The organism is Variovorax guangxiensis (assembly GCF_003952165.1).
In the GTDB taxonomy this organism is placed as follows: Bacteria; Pseudomonadota; Gammaproteobacteria; order Burkholderiales; family Burkholderiaceae_C; genus Variovorax; species Variovorax guangxiensis.
In genome coordinates this window covers 63,045-78,123 of the sequence record NZ_RXFT01000003.1, presented here as the reverse complement: position 1 = coordinate 78,123, position 15,079 = coordinate 63,045, and the positions used below count along the sequence as shown (strand labels likewise).

The 15,079-nt window shown below is 69.4% G+C and carries 14 protein-coding genes; 4 read left to right on the top strand and 10 right to left on the bottom strand.

Annotation, left to right across the window (positions count from 1 at the left end):
* Positions 1–13 precede the first annotated feature (13 nt).
* From otsA to EJP67_RS08780, 5 genes are all read right to left on the bottom strand, one after another.
* Positions 14–1,399 (bottom strand): alpha,alpha-trehalose-phosphate synthase (UDP-forming), encoded by a 1,386-nt coding sequence (otsA, locus tag EJP67_RS08800; RefSeq protein WP_126021343.1) that lies wholly within the window; start codon positions 1,397–1,399, stop codon positions 14–16.
* On the bottom strand, positions 1,396–3,318 hold the full coding sequence (locus tag EJP67_RS08795; RefSeq protein WP_126021342.1) for a glycoside hydrolase family 15 protein: 1,923 nt from the start codon (positions 3,316–3,318) through the stop codon (positions 1,396–1,398). The genes otsA and EJP67_RS08795 overlap by 4 nt, the downstream gene beginning before the upstream one ends.
* Positions 3,315–4,121 carry a trehalose-phosphatase gene (gene otsB, locus EJP67_RS08790; RefSeq protein WP_126021341.1) on the bottom strand — a complete coding sequence of 269 codons (807 nt, stop codon included), beginning with the start codon at positions 4,119–4,121 and terminating at the stop codon, positions 3,315–3,317. Before otsB ends, EJP67_RS08795 begins: the two co-directional genes overlap by 4 nt.
* Positions 4,122–4,205: 84 nt before the next feature.
* Positions 4,206–6,035 (bottom strand): ATP-binding response regulator, encoded by a 1,830-nt coding sequence (locus tag EJP67_RS08785; protein ID WP_126021340.1) that lies wholly within the window; start codon positions 6,033–6,035, stop codon positions 4,206–4,208.
* A 76-nt stretch (positions 6,036–6,111) separates the two neighbouring features.
* Positions 6,112–7,299, bottom strand: coding sequence for a multifunctional CCA addition/repair protein (locus tag EJP67_RS08780; protein WP_126021339.1), 1,188 nt, complete (start codon positions 7,297–7,299; stop codon positions 6,112–6,114).
* Positions 7,300–7,460: 161 nt separating this feature from the next.
* On the opposite strand from EJP67_RS08780, the gene EJP67_RS08775 reads away from it, so the two are divergent.
* Positions 7,461–8,186 carry an OmpW/AlkL family protein gene (locus tag EJP67_RS08775; RefSeq protein WP_126021338.1) on the top strand — a complete coding sequence of 242 codons (726 nt, stop codon included), beginning with the start codon at positions 7,461–7,463 and terminating at the stop codon, positions 8,184–8,186.
* Between the two features lie 30 nt (positions 8,187–8,216).
* Here the strand turns inward: EJP67_RS08775 and EJP67_RS08770 are convergent, their stop codons facing one another.
* The 3 genes from EJP67_RS08770 to EJP67_RS08760 form a co-directional block, all read right to left on the bottom strand.
* Positions 8,217–8,906, bottom strand: coding sequence for a glutathione S-transferase family protein (locus tag EJP67_RS08770; RefSeq protein WP_126021337.1), 690 nt, complete (start codon positions 8,904–8,906; stop codon positions 8,217–8,219).
* A gap of 108 nt (positions 8,907–9,014) precedes the next feature.
* The gene (locus tag EJP67_RS08765; protein ID WP_126021336.1) at positions 9,015–9,548 is read right to left on the bottom strand and encodes an MgtC/SapB family protein; all 534 of its coding nucleotides are present in this window, start codon (positions 9,546–9,548) and stop codon (positions 9,015–9,017) included.
* A 15-nt stretch (positions 9,549–9,563) separates the two neighbouring features.
* Entirely contained in the window at positions 9,564–11,594 is a 2,031-nt protein-coding gene (locus tag EJP67_RS08760; RefSeq protein WP_126021335.1) for a lytic transglycosylase domain-containing protein, read from the bottom strand.
* Positions 11,595–11,603: 9 nt separating this feature from the next.
* On the opposite strand from EJP67_RS08760, the gene EJP67_RS08755 reads away from it, so the two are divergent.
* Entirely contained in the window at positions 11,604–12,221 is a 618-nt protein-coding gene (locus tag EJP67_RS08755; protein ID WP_126021334.1) for a 5-formyltetrahydrofolate cyclo-ligase, read from the top strand.
* A gap of 24 nt (positions 12,222–12,245) precedes the next feature.
* On the opposite strand, the gene EJP67_RS08750 is transcribed toward EJP67_RS08755, so the two are convergent.
* Complete coding sequence (locus EJP67_RS08750) at positions 12,246–13,229, bottom strand: LysR substrate-binding domain-containing protein (RefSeq protein ID WP_126021333.1); 984 nt, start codon at positions 13,227–13,229, stop codon at positions 12,246–12,248.
* A gap of 170 nt (positions 13,230–13,399) precedes the next feature.
* On the opposite strand from EJP67_RS08750, the gene EJP67_RS08745 reads away from it, so the two are divergent.
* Entirely contained in the window at positions 13,400–13,717 is a 318-nt protein-coding gene (locus EJP67_RS08745) for a DUF2917 domain-containing protein (protein ID WP_126021332.1), read from the top strand.
* Positions 13,718–13,782: 65 nt separating this feature from the next.
* Here EJP67_RS08745 and EJP67_RS08740 read toward each other — a convergent pair whose 3' ends face one another.
* Positions 13,783–14,193, bottom strand: a complete 411-nt coding sequence (locus EJP67_RS08740) for a BLUF domain-containing protein (protein WP_126021331.1) — start codon at positions 14,191–14,193, stop codon at positions 13,783–13,785.
* Between the two features lie 161 nt (positions 14,194–14,354).
* Here EJP67_RS08740 and EJP67_RS08735 point away from each other — a divergent pair, with 161 nt between their 5' ends.
* Positions 14,355–15,056 (top strand): Crp/Fnr family transcriptional regulator, encoded by a 702-nt coding sequence (locus EJP67_RS08735; protein WP_420824261.1) that lies wholly within the window; start codon positions 14,355–14,357, stop codon positions 15,054–15,056.
* The last annotated feature ends 23 nt before the right edge of the window (positions 15,057–15,079 follow it).

Genomic DNA, 15,079 nt, shown 5'->3' with positions numbered 1-15,079 from the left:
ACCGGCCAGGGAGTCAGCGCTCGCTGGCCGACTCGCGCAGCGCATCCAGGAAGCTGCGCCGCCACCAGTGGATGTCCTGCTCTCGGATGCGCGACAGCAGCTTCTGGTGCCGTTCGCGCCGCTCCTCCAGTGGCATCTGCAGCGCCTGCTGCACCGTCTCGGCGGTGCCGTGGGTGTCGTAGGGGTTCACCAGCAGCGCTTCCTTCAGCTGCTCGGCGGCGCCGGCGAAGCGCGACAGCACCAGCACGCCCGGGTCGGCCGGGTCCTGCGCGGCGATGTATTCCTTGGCGACGAGGTTCATGCCGTCGCGCAGCGGCGTTACCAGCCCCACGGCCGCTGCGCGGCACAGCCCCGGCACGCGCTTGCGCGCCACCATGCGGTGGATGTAGCGCACGGGCATCCAGTCGAGCTCGCCGTAGTCGCCGTTGATGGCGCCGCACAGCGATTCAAGCTCGCGCCGGATGTCGGCGTACGCGTCGACCGTCTCGCGCGTGGGCGAGGCGATCTGGATCAGCGTGGCGCTGCGCCGGTTCTCGGGGTAGTTCGCCAGCAGCTCGCGGAACGCGCGCACCCGCTGCGGGATGCCCTTCGAGTAGTCGAGCCGGTCGATGCCCATGAGCAGCCGGCGCTGCGAGTATTCGCGCTTCATGGTCTCGTACATGTCGCGCGACTCCTTCGCATGCGTGAGCGCCGCGAACTCGTCCACGTCGATGCCGATGGGAAAGGCGGCACTGCGCACCGTCTGCCCGTAGGCGCGGTACATGTCGTTGCCCAGGTACTCGCCGGCGGCCTCGTTGCGCACGTAGTGCTCGAAGTGCTGCACGTCCTGCTGCGCCTGGAAGCCGATCAGGTCGTACGAGAACAGCGAGCGCATCAGCCACGCATGCTGCGGAATGGCCGCGATGATGATCTGCGGCGGCAGCGGAATGTGCAGGAAGAAGCCGATGCGCTGCCTGCAGCCCATGGCGCGCAGCTCTGCCGCCAGCGGTATCAGGTGGTAGTCGTGCACCCAGATGATGTCGTCGTCTTTCAGCAGCGGCAGCAGCTTGCGCGCGAAGAGCTGGTTCACCCGCCGGTAGCCGGCGACGAAGCCGGCGTCGAAGTGGGCCAGGTCGAGCCGGTTGTGGAACACCGGCCAGAGCACGTCGTTGCTGTAGCCCAGGTAGTAGCTGTCGTGGTCCTCGCGGCTCAGGTCGAGGGTGGCCAGCGTGACCTTGCCGGCCTGCTGGCGGTGCAGCTCGCCCTCGCCGGTCGGGCCGCCCTCGATGATCTGGCCGCTCCAGCCGAACCACAGGCCGCCGCTTTGCTGCAGGCTCTCGCCCAGTGCCACGGCGAGGCCGCCGGCGGCGGGCTTGCGCGGGTCGGCCACGCGGTTGGAGATGACGACGAGGCGGCTCATATTGCGGAGTCCCAGGGGGCGGACAGCCGAACCGCTGCGTTGATGATGCCGACCATCGAGTAGGTCTGCGGAAAGTTGCCCCACATCTCGCCCGTGACCGGGTGCGTGTCTTCCGACAGCAGCCCCAGCGGGTTTCGCGCCGCGAGCATGGTCTCGAAGATCTGGCGGGCCTCGGCCTTGCGGCCGATCTTGGCGAGCGCGTCGATGCGCCAGAAGGTGCAGATGTTGAAGGCGGTCTCGGGCTTGCCGAAGTCGTCGGCGGCCTCGTAGCGGCGCATGTAGGGACCGTCGCACAGCGTCTTCTCCATGGCGTCGACGGTGGAGATGAAGCGCGGGTCGCGCGCGTCGATCAGGCCCACTTCCACCATCAGAAGGATGCTCGCGTCGAGTTCATGCCCGCCGAAGCTCTCGGCGAAGGCCTGGCGCTCCTCGCACCACGACTTGGCGAGGATCTCCTCCTTCATGCGCGCGGCATGGCCGTGCCAGTAGGCGGCGCGCTCGGCCAGCCCCAGCGTGCGTGCGATCTTGGAGAGCCGGTCGCAGGCGGCCCAGCTCATCAGCGCCGAGCTGGTGTGCACGCGCGCGCGGGTGCGCAGCTCCCACATGCCGGCGTCGGGCGTGCCGTAGACGGCCACCGCGCGCTCGCCCACCGCCTCGAGGTGCGGAAACTCCGCCAGCCCCGCGCGGCTGAGCAGCCGGTGGTCGTGGAAGGCCTGCGCCGCGCCGAGCACGATGTTGCCGTACACGTCGTGCTGGAAGTGCTCCTGCGCCTGGTTGCCCACGCGCACCGGGCCCATGCCGCGGTAGCCCGGCAGCTGGTCGACAAAGGATTCGGGCAGCTCGCGCTCCAGCCCGATGCCGTACAGCGGCTGGATGTGCTCGCCGTGCGAGCCGATCACCACGTTGCCGAGCCAGCGAAGGTAGTCCTCCATGGTGCCGACTTCGCTCAGCGAATTGAGCGCGCGCACCACGAAGAAGGCATCGCGCAGCCAGCAGTAGCGGTAGTCCCAGTTGCGCTGGCTGCCCGGCGCCTCGGGAATGCTGGTGGTCATGGCCGCGACGATGGCGCCCGTGTCCTCGTACAGCGAGAGCTTCAGCGTGATGGCCGCGCGGATCACTGCGTCCTGGTATTCGAAAGGAATGGCCAGTCGCTTGCTCCAGACGCGCCAGTACGAAATGGTCTCCTGCTCGAAGCGGCGCGCGGTGTCGGCGATGCCGTCCATCAGCGTCTCGTCCACGCCGAACATGAAGTTGTATTCGCGCGAGATCACGAAGGGCTGGCGCGAGAGGATGTGCGAGATCGACGCGTCGGTGTTCAGCCGCAGCGTCACGTCGGGCCCGACGTAGCGGATGTGGTTGCTGCCGCGCGTGACCTCCACCGGCGCCGACGAGCCCCATTGGAACCTCGGGTCGAGCGAGACCCGGATGCGCGGCGCACCGGCAATGGGCCGCACGCGGCGCACGAGCATGAGCGGGCGGAAGTAGCGCGAGCGGCTGTAGAAGCGCGGCGCGAAGTCGGTGATCTCGATGCCCTGGCCGGCGCTGTCGAAGAGCTGCGTGCGCAGCACGGCCGTGTTCGGCTCGTACCACTGCTTCGATTCGGCGAAGTCCTCGATGTCGATGCTCCATGCGCCCGCATCCTCGCCGGGGTGCAGCAGGGCGTTGAACACCGGGTCGCCGTCGAAGCGCGGCAGGCAGCACCACACGGCGCGGCCGCGCGAGTCGATGAGCGCGCTGTAGGCGCAGTTGCCGATGACGCCCACGTTGAGCGAAGGTTCGGCCGGTGGAGCGAAGCCGCGCTTGCCCGGGGCGGCGGCCGCCCTCGCGTCGACCGGCGCGCGGTCGTCGGGGCCGGCCGCGCCCGCCAGCGCCTGGCCGGCGCGTTCCTCGGGCGCCGCCGGCAGTTGTTGTTCGCTCATCGGGGGCTCCTCGGTGATTCTTCGGGTTGGCTAGCGGTTTCTTTCGGTGGCCGTGCGGCGAGCAGGTCGCGTGCCTGCACCAGCCATTCATACACGGCCAGCGGCGATTCCAGGCGGTGCTGCGCCAGGCTCTGGCCGGAGCCGACCTTCACGGCCACGCCGCCGCGCGGCTGCACCACGGCGAAGCCGCTCTCGTCGGTGGTGTCGTCGCCGAGGAAGACGGGCACGCGGCCGGCGAAGGGCGCCTCGGCCATGAAGGCGTCGATGGCGATGCCCTTGTTGACGCCCGCGGGCTTCACCTCGAACACGAACTTGCCGTGCATCAGCTCCAGCATCGGATCGTGCGCGATGGCGCGCGACATCGCGTCGCGGCACACGGCCTCCAGCTGCGGCGCGAGCCGGTAGTGCAGGGCGATGGCGGCGTGCTTGCGCTCCACCAGCAGGCCTTCGTGCACGCGCGCGAGCTCGTTGGCGATGTCGAGGATGGGTACAAGGTCGGGCGCGCGCTGCTCCTGCATGCGGCCCTGGGCATCGCGGCGCTGCACGCCGTGCTCGCCGGCCGCGGGCAGCCGCAGCGGGGCGAGGAAGCGGTCGATGGAGTCGATCTGGCGGCCCGACACCACGGCGAGCGCGCCGCCGAGCTGGTCGCGCAGGTCGTCCAGCAGGGGCACGAGGGCCGGTGGAATCTCGATGGCTTCAGGCGTGGGCGCAAGCCCGACCAGCGTACCGTCGAAGTCGAGGAAGAGGGCTGCGTCCCGGCCCAACGGAGGAGGCAACTGCGTGTTGCTGGAGGACTTTGGCATCGGGAAAAACCTTAACACGCGTCGCGCGCCGCGCATGTCGGCCAAAGCCCAATGTGCCTGGATCCGCCCCGGCGCGGGGGCCGGTCAGTGCGCGAGAGGCCCCGGCGCCAGTTCGGCCAGCGCGCGCAGCAGCGTCGCCGGGTTCACCGGCTTGAACAGCACCGGGATGCCCGAGGCGCGCACGCGCTGAAGCCGGTCGGGCGAGGTCTCGCCCGTCACCAGCAGCAGCGGCGCCTGCAGCCCGAAGCGGCGCTGCAGGCGCATGCCCGCGTCGAGGCCGTTCTCGCCGTCGCAGAGGCGGTAGTCGCACATGAGAAGAGAGAAGGGCCGCTCGTGCGCGTCGGGCCGGCCCAGCAATTCGGCGGCCTCGGCCTCGCTGGAGACGGCGTCGAGCGCGAGGCCGTGGGCCCGGAAGAGGCCGGTCATGGCTTCGCGGATCTCGGCCTCGTCGTCGATCAGCAGGATGCGGCCGTGCACCGCCGGCGCCGCGTGATCGCCTCGCACCCCCGTGGTGCGCACGGGCGCGGCCAGCCCGGCGTCGGGCATCGCCACCGCCTCGGCGGCCGGGAGCTCCAGCCGGAAGCGGCTGCCGCGGCCCGTCTGCGACTTCAGCCGCACCGGGTGCTGCAGCAGCCGCGAGAGGCGCTGCACGATCGACAGGCCGATGCCCAGCCCCTGCGCGCGGTCGCGGCCCGGGTTGTGCACCTGGTAGTACTCCTCGAACACGCGCTCCTGCTGCTCGGGAGCGATGCCGATGCCGGTGTCGAACACCTCGATCCACACCACGCCGCCGCGCGCGCGGGCCCGCACGGCGACGCCGCCGCGCGTCGTGTACTTCAGCGCGTTGTCGACGAGGTTGGAGAGCATTCGGTAGAGCAACTGAGCATCGCTGTGCACCCACAGGCCGCTGGCGCGCACGCGCAGCTGCAGCTGGCGCTGCTCGGCCCGCGCCGCGAACATGTGGTTGAGCGAGCGGAAGAGCGCATCGAGCGAGACGGGCGCGATGGCCGGCGTGACCACGCCCGCGTCGAGGCGCGACACGTCGAGCATGGTGTCCAGCGAACTGCCCAGCGCATTCACCGCGCGCATCAGCTGCTGCGCGTTGCGCCCGCCGTGGTGCTCGCGCAGCTCGTTCTCCAGCGCGGCGCCGAAGAGGGCGATGGCATGCAGCGGCTGGCGCAGGTCGTGGCTCGCGGTGGCCAGGAAGCGCGTCTTCTCGGCGCTCGCGCGCTCGGCCGCGGCGATCTGCGTGCCGAGCTGGCCGGCCAGCGCCTCGTTCTCGAAGCGCAGCACCAGCGAGTCGGTCAGCAGCTTGTGCTGTTGCCCGCCCACGCGCAGCGTGAAGAGCAGGTAGCCCAGGCTGAAGAGCGCGAGGAAGAAATGCATCGCGTCGCCCTGCCAGGCCAGCGCGACGATCAGGCTCAGCATCATCGGCAGCGTGTAGCCGTACAGCGCGGGCTTGAGCGGCCACAGCAGCTGCATGGCCCGCGCGCAGCTGCCGATGATGACCACCGTGATGACCGAGGTCACCGGCAGGTCGCCGGGCGAGATGAAGAGCAGCGGCGCGCTGGCCATGGCCGCGCCCACCACGGTGACGGTGCGCGAATGCCGGCGCGCCCAGCGCCTGGTGTCGGCCAGCGGCACATCGGGGTGCCAGCGCGGCATCAGGAAGAGGAAGACGCCCAGCGAGAGATGCACCGCCATCCACACCAGGACCCAGGCGCGCAGCTGGTGCAGGTACATGGCCGCGCCCAGCGCCGCGCCCAGGCCGAAGTGCACGAACACCGACGCGTTGTAGGCCGCGTAAACCGAGGCCACGTGCTCGCGCAGCACGCGCAGGCCCAGTTCGTCCGGCCCGGGCAGGCGCGGGAAATCGGCGGATTCATGTGACGGCTTCGGCGCGGTGGCATTCACACGGCCGATGCTATCGGCCGGGTTCGCGCACGGAAGTGTCGTAAGTCATGCCCCGGAGGGCCGGCTCCGGTCGACCTCAGGCCTGGCCCGGCGACGCCGCGACGGCTTCGACGCGGGCCCGGTGGATGGCTTCGCCGATCTTCGGGCCCGTGGCGCCGGACTGCTGGGCGGCTCTGGCCACCACGTCGGTGGCTACGGCCGACGCCGTCGCCAGCACCGCGAGCAGCTGCTGGCGCTGCGGCCAGGGCGCATCGCTTTCGTCGACGCCACTGCCCGCACGGCTGCGCGCCGCGCACTCGCAGGCCAGCAGGGCCTCGGCGAAGCGCGCGGGCTTGCGGAAGGCGTCGCAGCGCTCCAGCAGGCGGACCAGCCCGGCGGCGTCGAGCGCGCCGCTCTCGTCGATGTGCGAATGCTCGCGCGCCACCACCTCCGCCAGCTCGCGGATTTCCACCGGGACGCGCCAGCGCTCGCACACCGCCTGCAGCGAGGCCACGCTGCCCTTGCTGCCGCCGAAGCCGCCGGCCAGGCAGGCGAAGCGCACGGCCAGCGATGTCTTCAGCCGGGCGGCGGTGTCGATCGCCCGCATCGTCCACGCGCCGGCATCGATCTCCGGCAGCAGCACGGCCAGCGCGCCGCATTCGCGCAGCACCTCGAACATGCGCGAGGGGCGCGTTTCCATCAGGCCGCGCGAGAGCTCCTGCCACACGCGCTCGGCCACCAGCGCATCGGCCTCGCCGGCCGCGACCATCTCTCGCATCAGCGCCATGGTTTCGGGGGCGACGCCGAAGTCGTCGAAGCGAGCGGCGAAGCGCGCCACGCGCAGGATGCGCACCGGGTCTTCGCGGAAGGCGTCGGTCACGTGGCGCAGCACCTTGTCGCGCAGGTCGCGCTGGCCATGGAAGGGGTCGGCCAGCGTTTCCGGCGTGGGGTCGAAGCGGCCATCGGCGCTCACCAGTTCGGCGGGCAGCGCGATGGCGTTGACGGTCAGGTCGCGGCGGGCCAGGTCCTGTTCGAGCGTGACGTCGGGCGCGGCATGCACGGTGAAGCCGCGGTAGCCCGGCGCGCTCTTGCGCTCGGTGCGGGCGAGCGCGTATTCCTCGCGCGTGTCGGGGTGCAGGAACACCGGGAAGTCGCGCCCCACGGGCAGGTAGCCGCGCTTGACCATCTCCTGCGGCGTGGCGCCCACCACCAGCCAGTCGTGGTCGGACACCGGGCGCTGCAGCAGGCGGTCGCGCAGTGCGCCACCGACGAGAAAGATCTTCATGGCCGCAGTTTAGGGATACTCCCCCCTGTCAGAAATAGAACGGTCGTTCGATAATTCGCGATGCAGACCGGGCAATCGTTCGTCATTCGGGCGATCTTCAGCGGCGGTCACAGCCGACGCCCGCATCCGCAGAGGGATATTCAACCAAAAGGATTCACATCATGAAGAAAAGAATGATTGCACTGGCAGCTCTGGGCGCCCTGGCGTCCGGCGGCGCCATGGCGCAACAGGCCGGCGACTGGGTCGTCGGCGCAGGGTGGTTCCATCTGTCACCGCAGGATTCGAGCAAGCCGCTGACCGTGACCTCGCCCGTGCAGAGCGTGCTGGCCGGTTCCGGCGCCAGCGTGAGCGATTCCGACACCCTGGGCCTCAACGCCACCTACTTCATCGACAGCCACTGGGCGGTGGAAGGCGTGTTCGGCGTGCCGCCCAAGTTCAAGCTCAACGGCACCGGCACCCTCGGGCGCGTGGGCCAGCTCGGCGAGGCCCGCCAGTGGAGCCCGACGATCCTGGGCAAGTATTTCTTCAACGAAGGCAACGACGCCTTCCGTCCGTTCGTGGGCCTGGGCGCCACCTATGTCTGGTACAGCGACGTCAAGCTGACCCCGAACCTGCAGAGCGCGCTGGCCTCGCAGTTCCACCAATCGCCCTTCGCGGTCAACACCACGGCCAAGCTGGACAGCAAGTTCGCACCGGTGATCAACGTGGGCGCGGCCTACCAGTTCGACAAGCACTGGGGCATCTCCTTCTCGGTCTCCTACATCCCGCTGAAGACCAAGGCCAAGCTGACGACGACCTCGATCTACGGCCTGCCGGTTGCCACCAGCGAAGCCAGCCTGAAGCTGAACCCGATCGTCACCTACGTGGCGGCAACCTACCGGTTCTGAACCGGGCTCGCCCTTGCAGCGTTTGAAGCCCTATCGCCCCGTGCGGTAGGGCTCTTCGAACTGCAGGAAATCCTTCTCCGCCAGGCCTGCGTCGATCCAGGCCTTCACGCCCGGCAACGCCTGCACGCGCTCGATGTAGGCCGTGATGTGCGTCGGCACCGGCAGGCCATAGGTCCTGATGCGCGTGCCCACCGGCGCGAAGTAGGCGTCGGCGATGCCGAACTCGCGGCCGAACAGCATCGGGCCGCCGTGGGTGTCGAGCAGGCCGCTCCACATCTGCACGATGCGCGCGAGGTCGCTGGCGACTTCGGGCACTTCCTTCATCAGCCGCGCGCCCACTTCGGGCAGCGAGGCTTCGAGGTTCATGCCGCAATGGTTGCGCAGTCCGCCGAAGCCGGAATGCATCTCGGCGCAGACGCTGCGCGCGCGTGCGCGGTCGGCCTTGGCCTGGGGCCAGAGATGCTTCTCGGGAAAGGTCTCGGCGAGGTATTCGGCGATGGCTAGCGTGTCCCAGATGACGAGGCCGCCGTCTTCCACCAGCACCGGCACCTTGGCCACCGGGTTCAGCGCGCCGATGGTGTGCTTGAACTGCGAATCGGCCTCGAAGGAGTCGAAGCGCACCGCGACTTCCTCGAATTCGATGCCGGCCTGCTTCATCAGTACCCAGGGCCGCATGGACCACGACGAGTAATTCTTGTTGCCGACATAGAGCTTGCGCATGAGGGATCTCCGGTCCGTTGTGGGGGTGAAACAAAGCCTTCGATGCTAGCCGCGCGCCCGACGGCGATTGATGCCGAACGCGGCGCGAATTGATGCAGCTGCGCGCGTTCAGTGCCGGCCGCCGTCCTTGCCGCTCTCGTCCTGCTTCCTGGGCCCCGACACGCGCTCGATCAGGTCCACCAGGCGAGGCACCAGTGCCAGCACGGCGAGCGCCAGCAGCGCGCTGAGCACGGCCGTCAGCTCGCGGCCGAGCCCGCAGGCCATGCCGATGGCGGCGGTCATCCACAGGCCCGCGGCGGTGGTCAGGCCCTGCACGTGGCTCTCGTCCCTGCCCTGCTTGAGGATGGTGCCGGCGCACAGGAAGCCTACGCCGGCCACAAGCCCCTGGATCACGCGGCTCATGTCGGCCGGCACGATGCCGGTCTGCTGCGGGATCAGCACGAACATCGCGGAACCGATGGCCACCAGCATGTGGGTGCGCACGCCGGCCGCCTTGCCCTGCTGCTCGCGCTCGAAGCCGAGCACGAAGCCCAGCGCGCCCGCCAGCGTCAGGCGCAGCACGATGCGCGTGAGCTGCGCGACATCGCCCACGTCCGAGAACTCGGACGCGAGGGTATCGAGGACCTCGTCGCGCCAGCTCATTTCAGGCCGCCGGGCTCAGGGCAGGTCCTTGTTCGGCTCGGGCTCGGAGGCGTCGCGCGGGCCGACGCGGCCCAGGCGCTCCTTCAGCGACTGCGGCCGGCCGCTGATGATGGCGGCGTAGTTGGTGGTGTTGGCCAGCACCTTCTTCACGTAGTCGCGCGTCTCGTTGAAGGGCACGTTCTCGGCCCAGATGGCGGCGTCGAGTACCGGCCCGTTGCGCCAGCTGCGCGGCCGGCCGGGGCCGGCGTTGTAGGCGGCCGCCGCCAGCGCCATCGAGCCGTCGAAGTCGTCGAGCGCGAGCTTCAGGTAGTTGGTGCCGATGGTGATGTTGGTCTCGCGGTCGTTGATCTGGCCGGGCGAGAAGTCGGTCATGCCGATCTTGCGGGCCGTCCAGCGCGCGGTGGCGGGCATGACCTGCATCAGGCCCGAGGCGCCGACGCCGGAGCGCGCGTCCATGATGAAGCGGCTTTCCTGGCGGATCAGGCCGTAGACGTAGGCCGGATCGAGGCCGATGTCCTGGCTCTTGCGCAGCACCGTGTCGTGGAAGGGCATCGGGAAGCGCTGCTCCACGTCGACCACGCCCTTGGTGCGCTCGCTGGTGTTGATGCAGCGGTCCCACACCTCGCGCTGGCAGGCGAAATCGGCCGCGGCCAGCAGCGCGCGGTCGTCCATGCCGCCCTTGTCGTGCAGGTTGGTGGCGTAGTTCCACTCGCGCGTGCCCTCGGGGCGCAGGCCGATGGCGATGGCGTAGAGGCCGCGCGCCAGCGCGGGGTTGCTGCGCGCGGCTGCCTTCTCTTCGGGGGTGAGCGGGGCGGGGCGCGTGGGCACCACGGTGCGCTGGCCCAGTTCCTCCAGCGCCAGCATCTCGTAGAAGCCGCGCGAGCCGGCGATGCTCTGGTAGAGCTCGCGGGCCTGGGCGCGGCGTTCGTCGCCGCCGGCACTGGCCAGGCCGCGCGCCTTCCAGTAGACCCAGGTGGGGTCGAGCTGGGCGGTCTCGCTCATCGCGTTGATGGCGGGCACCACCTCCTTCCACTGGCCGGCGCGCAGCGCGGCGCGCACGCGCCAGCCGAGCATGTCGTCGGAGAGGTCGCCGTTCCTGGTGACGTTGGCGAAATAGCTGCCGGCCTGCGGCCACAGCTTGATGGCGGCGGCGCGGCCGATGGTGCCCCAGAGCCAGTTGCGCTCCTCGGCCGAGAGCATCGGGCCCCACTTGCTGTCGAGTTGCGAGGCGGCCAGCTCGGGGTCGGCCATGGCGACCTTGATGAGCGCGAGCACCACCAGCTCCTTGCGCGACTTGGCGGCCACGAAGGCGCGGCCGGTCAGGAACTTGGCCGAACTCGCGTTGAGTTCCTCGAAGAGCGGCAGCGCGTCGGGCGCGGCGATGGCGACGACGGCGCGCGCGGCCTGCGGGCGGTTGGCCTCCATGGCCAGGCGGGCCTTCTTCCAGACGTCGTTGGTCGACAGCAGCCGGGCTGCGGTCATGCGGTCGGCGGCGGTGAGGCAGCCGTCGTCCAGGTCTTTCTGCGCGAACCAGTTGCGGCGCACCTCGTCGGCCTGCGCCTGCGTGGCGGTGCCGCTGCGCAGCGTGTCGACCAGGATCGCGTAGCAGCGCACCTGCGCGTCATCGCCCATGCGGAAGCCGTCGAGCGAGGCGGAGAAGTTGTCCCAGTCGCGGCGCTGGCCGGTCAGCAGCAGCCAGTCGTTGCGCAGGCGGTCTTCCTGGTAGGTGCCGGGGTAGCGGGCGTAGAAGTCCTGCACTTCGTTGGGTGCGGCTTCCTGCAGACGGGCCTTCAGTTCCCAGTAGGCGGCCCAGGGCTCGAGCGCATGGCCGCGGGCCTGCGGCAGCAGGGCAGTCAGCCGGGCCTTGTCGCCGCGCTGGAAGGCCTGCTTCATCTGGATCAGGACGTCGTCGTTGGTGTTGCTCTGGGCCGCGGCGGGCTGCTGCGAGAGCAGTGCGGCGAAGGCGATGACCGCGGAAAAAACCAGCGCGGGAGCCGCATTGCGCGGATGGCTGCGCTTGGATGCCAAAATGCTTGGGAACTGCATCGGGGGATTATGGACAAGTCAAAGGGTGCCGACACCTCGGCAACGGCGAGTTTTCTTAAGGAACAGTTGAGAAAGGCACTCATCGAGCAACGCCTTGCGATGCCCGACCGGTTGACGCGCGCCGACTTGCTGCAGCGCGTGATGCGGATCTGGCTCGTGGGCCGGCCCGACACGGTGATCGGTGCCTACTGGCCGATCAAGGGCGAGTTCGATCCGCTGCCCGCACTGCACCGCTGGAAGGAAGACGGCGAGCTGATGGAAGAGCCGCAGCGCCGCCGCATCGGACTGCCGGTGATCGACAAAGTTCACAAGACCCTGACCTTCCACGCCTGGTATCCGGGCTGCCAGATGGAAGAGGACGCCTACGGCATCCCCAAGCCCAAGGACACCGAGCTGATCGTGCCCACGCTGCTGTTCGTGCCCTGCGTGGGCTACAGCGCCGGCGGCTACCGGCTGGGCTACGGCGGCGGCTTCTACGACCGCACGCTGGCCGCGCTGGAACCCCGGCCATTCACGGTGGGGCTGGGCTTCACCAACGGCTTCGTCCCGGACTTCGAGCCCGAGGCGCACGACCTGCCGCTGGACGCCATCCTCAACGACAACGGCGTGGTCTGGCCCACGAGCTGAGCTACCCGGTAACTCGGTCGTCCGTCAGTCGATGTCGTCGACGGTGTCCGGGTCGGGCACCTCGCCGATGGTTTCGCGCGTGGTCACGGCCTGCAGCTGCAGCCAGTCGCAGAAGGCCTTGATCTCGGGGCGCTGCATGCTGCGCGGGCCGGCGATCATCCAGTAGGACATCGGCGAATCCATGCGGTGCTGCGGCAGCACCTCGACCAGATCCCCGTTGGCCAGGCTCTCGGCGATCAGCGAGCTGCGCGCCAGCGTCACGCCCTGGCCGGTGAGGGCGGCCTGCACCATCTGGTAGGCGTAGTTGAAATAGAGCCAGCGCTTGGGCTGGGCGCGCTCCAGCCCGTTCACCTCGAACCAGCGGCGCCAGGTCAGCCATTCCAGGTGCGTGCGGTGGGCGTCGCCGGCCTCGATGAGCGTGAACCGGGTCATGTCTTCCGGCGTCTTGATGGGCGGGCTGCTCTTCAGCAGCCAGGGGCTGGCCACGGGCGTGAGCGTTTCGCCGAACAGGCGCACGGCGCCGGAGGGCATGGAATCGCGCGGGCCGTAGCGCAGGGCGATGTCCACGTCGGCCACGTCGAGGTCGACCGCCACGTCGCTGGCGTCGATGCGGATGTCGATCTCGGGGTTGTCGCGCTGGAAGGCCTCCAGCCGCGGGATCAGCCACATCGAGGCGAACGAGGCGAAGGTGGTCAGCGACACGCTCTGGCGCCCCGCGCTCTGGCGGATCTGGCGCACGGCCGTGTCGATGCGCGGCAGCGACTGCTGCACCGCCAGCAGCAGCAGGGCGCCGGCGCTGGTGAGCTCCACCGCGCGCGTGTGGCGCAGGAACAGCGCCACGCCCACTTCCTCTTCCAGCGACTGGATCTGGCGGCTCACGGCCGACTGGGTCAGCGCCATTTCCTCGGCGGCCGCCCGGAAATTCAGGTGGCGGGCCACCGCCTCGAAGGCGCGCAGGTGCCCGGCAGAGATCGGGCGGGAGCGCAGATGGGTCTGGGAATGTTGCATGGGTGTGAATCCGGGTCGTCTCGCGGCCAGTCAATTGATGCGAAACCAGCATCAGTAGGCTAACTCGTTTTCATTGGACCGCCAACGCCGCAGAAACGATCATTCATTCCCGAACTGCGCAATTGCCTCTTTCTGTCAAGCGCCTCGGCAAAGCCCCAAGGAGTTACACCATGTCCACCGCCGTCTGCACCACCGAATCGCTCTCGTCCCTCACCGTCCCGGCTCGCGCCGCCACCGTCCCGCCGGCAGTGCGCCGCGGCGCATGGCAGATCGCTCCCGGCGAGGCGATGAGCCTGAAGGCGCGGGCGGCGAGCGTCCTGCGCGTGAAGCAGGGCCGCGTGTGGATCACGCCCGACGCCACGCTCGCCAACCCCAGCGAAGACCTGGTGCTCGCCCCCGGCGAGTCGCTGATGGTGGCCGCGGGCCAGCGCATCGTGATGGAGGCGTGGGATGGCTATGGCGCCACCTACAGCTGGGACAACGCCTGATCGTTCCAGTCCTCCAGGTGCTTGAAAAGGCGGCTTCGGCCGCCTTTTCCTTTTTTGGCGGCCGCTCAGCCGTTGATGTCGAAGCTGGGCACCAGCGCCAGGAAGTGCCTCAGCGCCGCTTCCCCGGTCAGCGCATGCACGCCCGCCATCAGGTCGGGGCCCTCGCATTCCGCCAGCCCCATGCCGAAGCCGCTGTAGCGGCGAACCTCCAGCGGGGCCCGGTGGACCACCCTGACGTCCACATGGCGCGGATCCTTCTCGATCCGCTGCATCAGCGCGCTGACGGCATCGGCCGGGCCCTCCAGGTGCTGGCAGAAGCGCATTCCGTCGAACACCAGGAGGCCCGTGATGCCGTGCAGCGCGTTCTGGGTGCGGGCCCGGGAAACGATCTGGCCCACGGTCTGCGGGGGCAGGCTATGCGTGAGCATGCTGCAGTAGAAGATTTCGTGAAGTGGGAGCGTTGCTTCGTCGGTCATGCGTTCGGAGTCGGAGGGGCGCGCAGAGTGTAGGTGGCCGGGGGAAGCCCTGGGCATGTCAAAAGACACAGGCCGGGCGCCTATAGTGCGGTGTGAAATTCGAGGACTACCCAGCTGCCGCCGCCCCGCCCGTCGGCGCGAATTCGTGCGACCGATGCGCGTTGCGCCGCCTGGACGCCTTCCTGCCGTGCTCGCAGGAGGAATTGAAGACCATCCAGTCCTTCCGCGTGGGCGCCCGCCGCGTGGAGGCCGGCGGCGCGATCATCGAGGAGCACCGGCGCAGCGCGCAGCTGTTCACCCTCTATGCGGGGTGGGCTTTCCGCTACAAGACGCTGAGCGACGGCCGGCGGCAGATCCTGAGCTTTCTGCTTCCCGGCGATTTCCTGGGCCTGCAGGACGAGTTCGCCGACGGCCAGACCCACGGCGTCGAGGCGGTCTCCGACGTCACGCTGTGCGCCTTCTCGCGTGACCGGCTGTGGGAGCTGTTCCATGCCCAGCCCAAGCTCGGCTACGACATCACCTGGCTGGCCGCGCGCGAAGAGAAGATGGTCGACGACAACCTCGTCACCGCCGGCCGGCGCAATGCCGGCGAACGGGTGGCGATGCTGCTGATGCACCTGTACCGCCGGGCGCAGCGCGTAGGCATGGAGCGCGACGGCTGGGTCGAGTTTCCGTTCAACCAGCAGCACATCGCCGACGCGCTGGGGCTTTCGCTGGTGCACACCAACAAGACGCTGCGGCGGCTGCAGCGCCTGGGGCTGTACAAGATCGACGCCGGCTGGCTGCGCATCATGGAGCCGCATGCGCTCGAAGCGCTGGGCGACTACTTCGAGCGGCCGATACGGCCGACACCGCTGTTGTGAGCTCCGCCCTCCGGAGCCGGCGT

Bases quoted from the DNA above. Each gene is read 5' to 3' on its own strand.
- EJP67_RS08740 (WP_126021331.1), bottom strand. From the start codon at position 14,193: ATGACCGACGAAGCAACGCTCCCACTTCACGAAATCTTCTACTGCAGC.
- EJP67_RS08780 (WP_126021339.1), bottom strand. From the start codon at position 7,299: ATGAAGATCTTTCTCGTCGGTGGCGCACTGCGCGACCGCCTGCTGCAG.
- otsB (WP_126021341.1), bottom strand. From the start codon at position 4,121: ATGCCAAAGTCCTCCAGCAACACGCAGTTGCCTCCTCCGTTGGGCCGG.
- EJP67_RS08755 (WP_126021334.1), top strand. From the start codon at position 11,604: ATGGACAAGTCAAAGGGTGCCGACACCTCGGCAACGGCGAGTTTTCTT.
- EJP67_RS08745 (WP_126021332.1), top strand. From the start codon at position 13,400: ATGTCCACCGCCGTCTGCACCACCGAATCGCTCTCGTCCCTCACCGTC.
- EJP67_RS08795 (WP_126021342.1), bottom strand. From the start codon at position 3,318: ATGAGCGAACAACAACTGCCGGCGGCGCCCGAGGAACGCGCCGGCCAG.
- EJP67_RS08775 (WP_126021338.1), top strand. From the start codon at position 7,461: ATGAAGAAAAGAATGATTGCACTGGCAGCTCTGGGCGCCCTGGCGTCC.
- otsA (WP_126021343.1), bottom strand. From the start codon at position 1,399: ATGAGCCGCCTCGTCGTCATCTCCAACCGCGTGGCCGACCCGCGCAAG.
- EJP67_RS08770 (WP_126021337.1), bottom strand. From the start codon at position 8,906: ATGCGCAAGCTCTATGTCGGCAACAAGAATTACTCGTCGTGGTCCATG.
- EJP67_RS08765 (WP_126021336.1), bottom strand. From the start codon at position 9,548: ATGAGCTGGCGCGACGAGGTCCTCGATACCCTCGCGTCCGAGTTCTCG.
- EJP67_RS08760 (WP_126021335.1), bottom strand. From the start codon at position 11,594: ATGCAGTTCCCAAGCATTTTGGCATCCAAGCGCAGCCATCCGCGCAAT.
- EJP67_RS08750 (WP_126021333.1), bottom strand. From the start codon at position 13,229: ATGCAACATTCCCAGACCCATCTGCGCTCCCGCCCGATCTCTGCCGGG.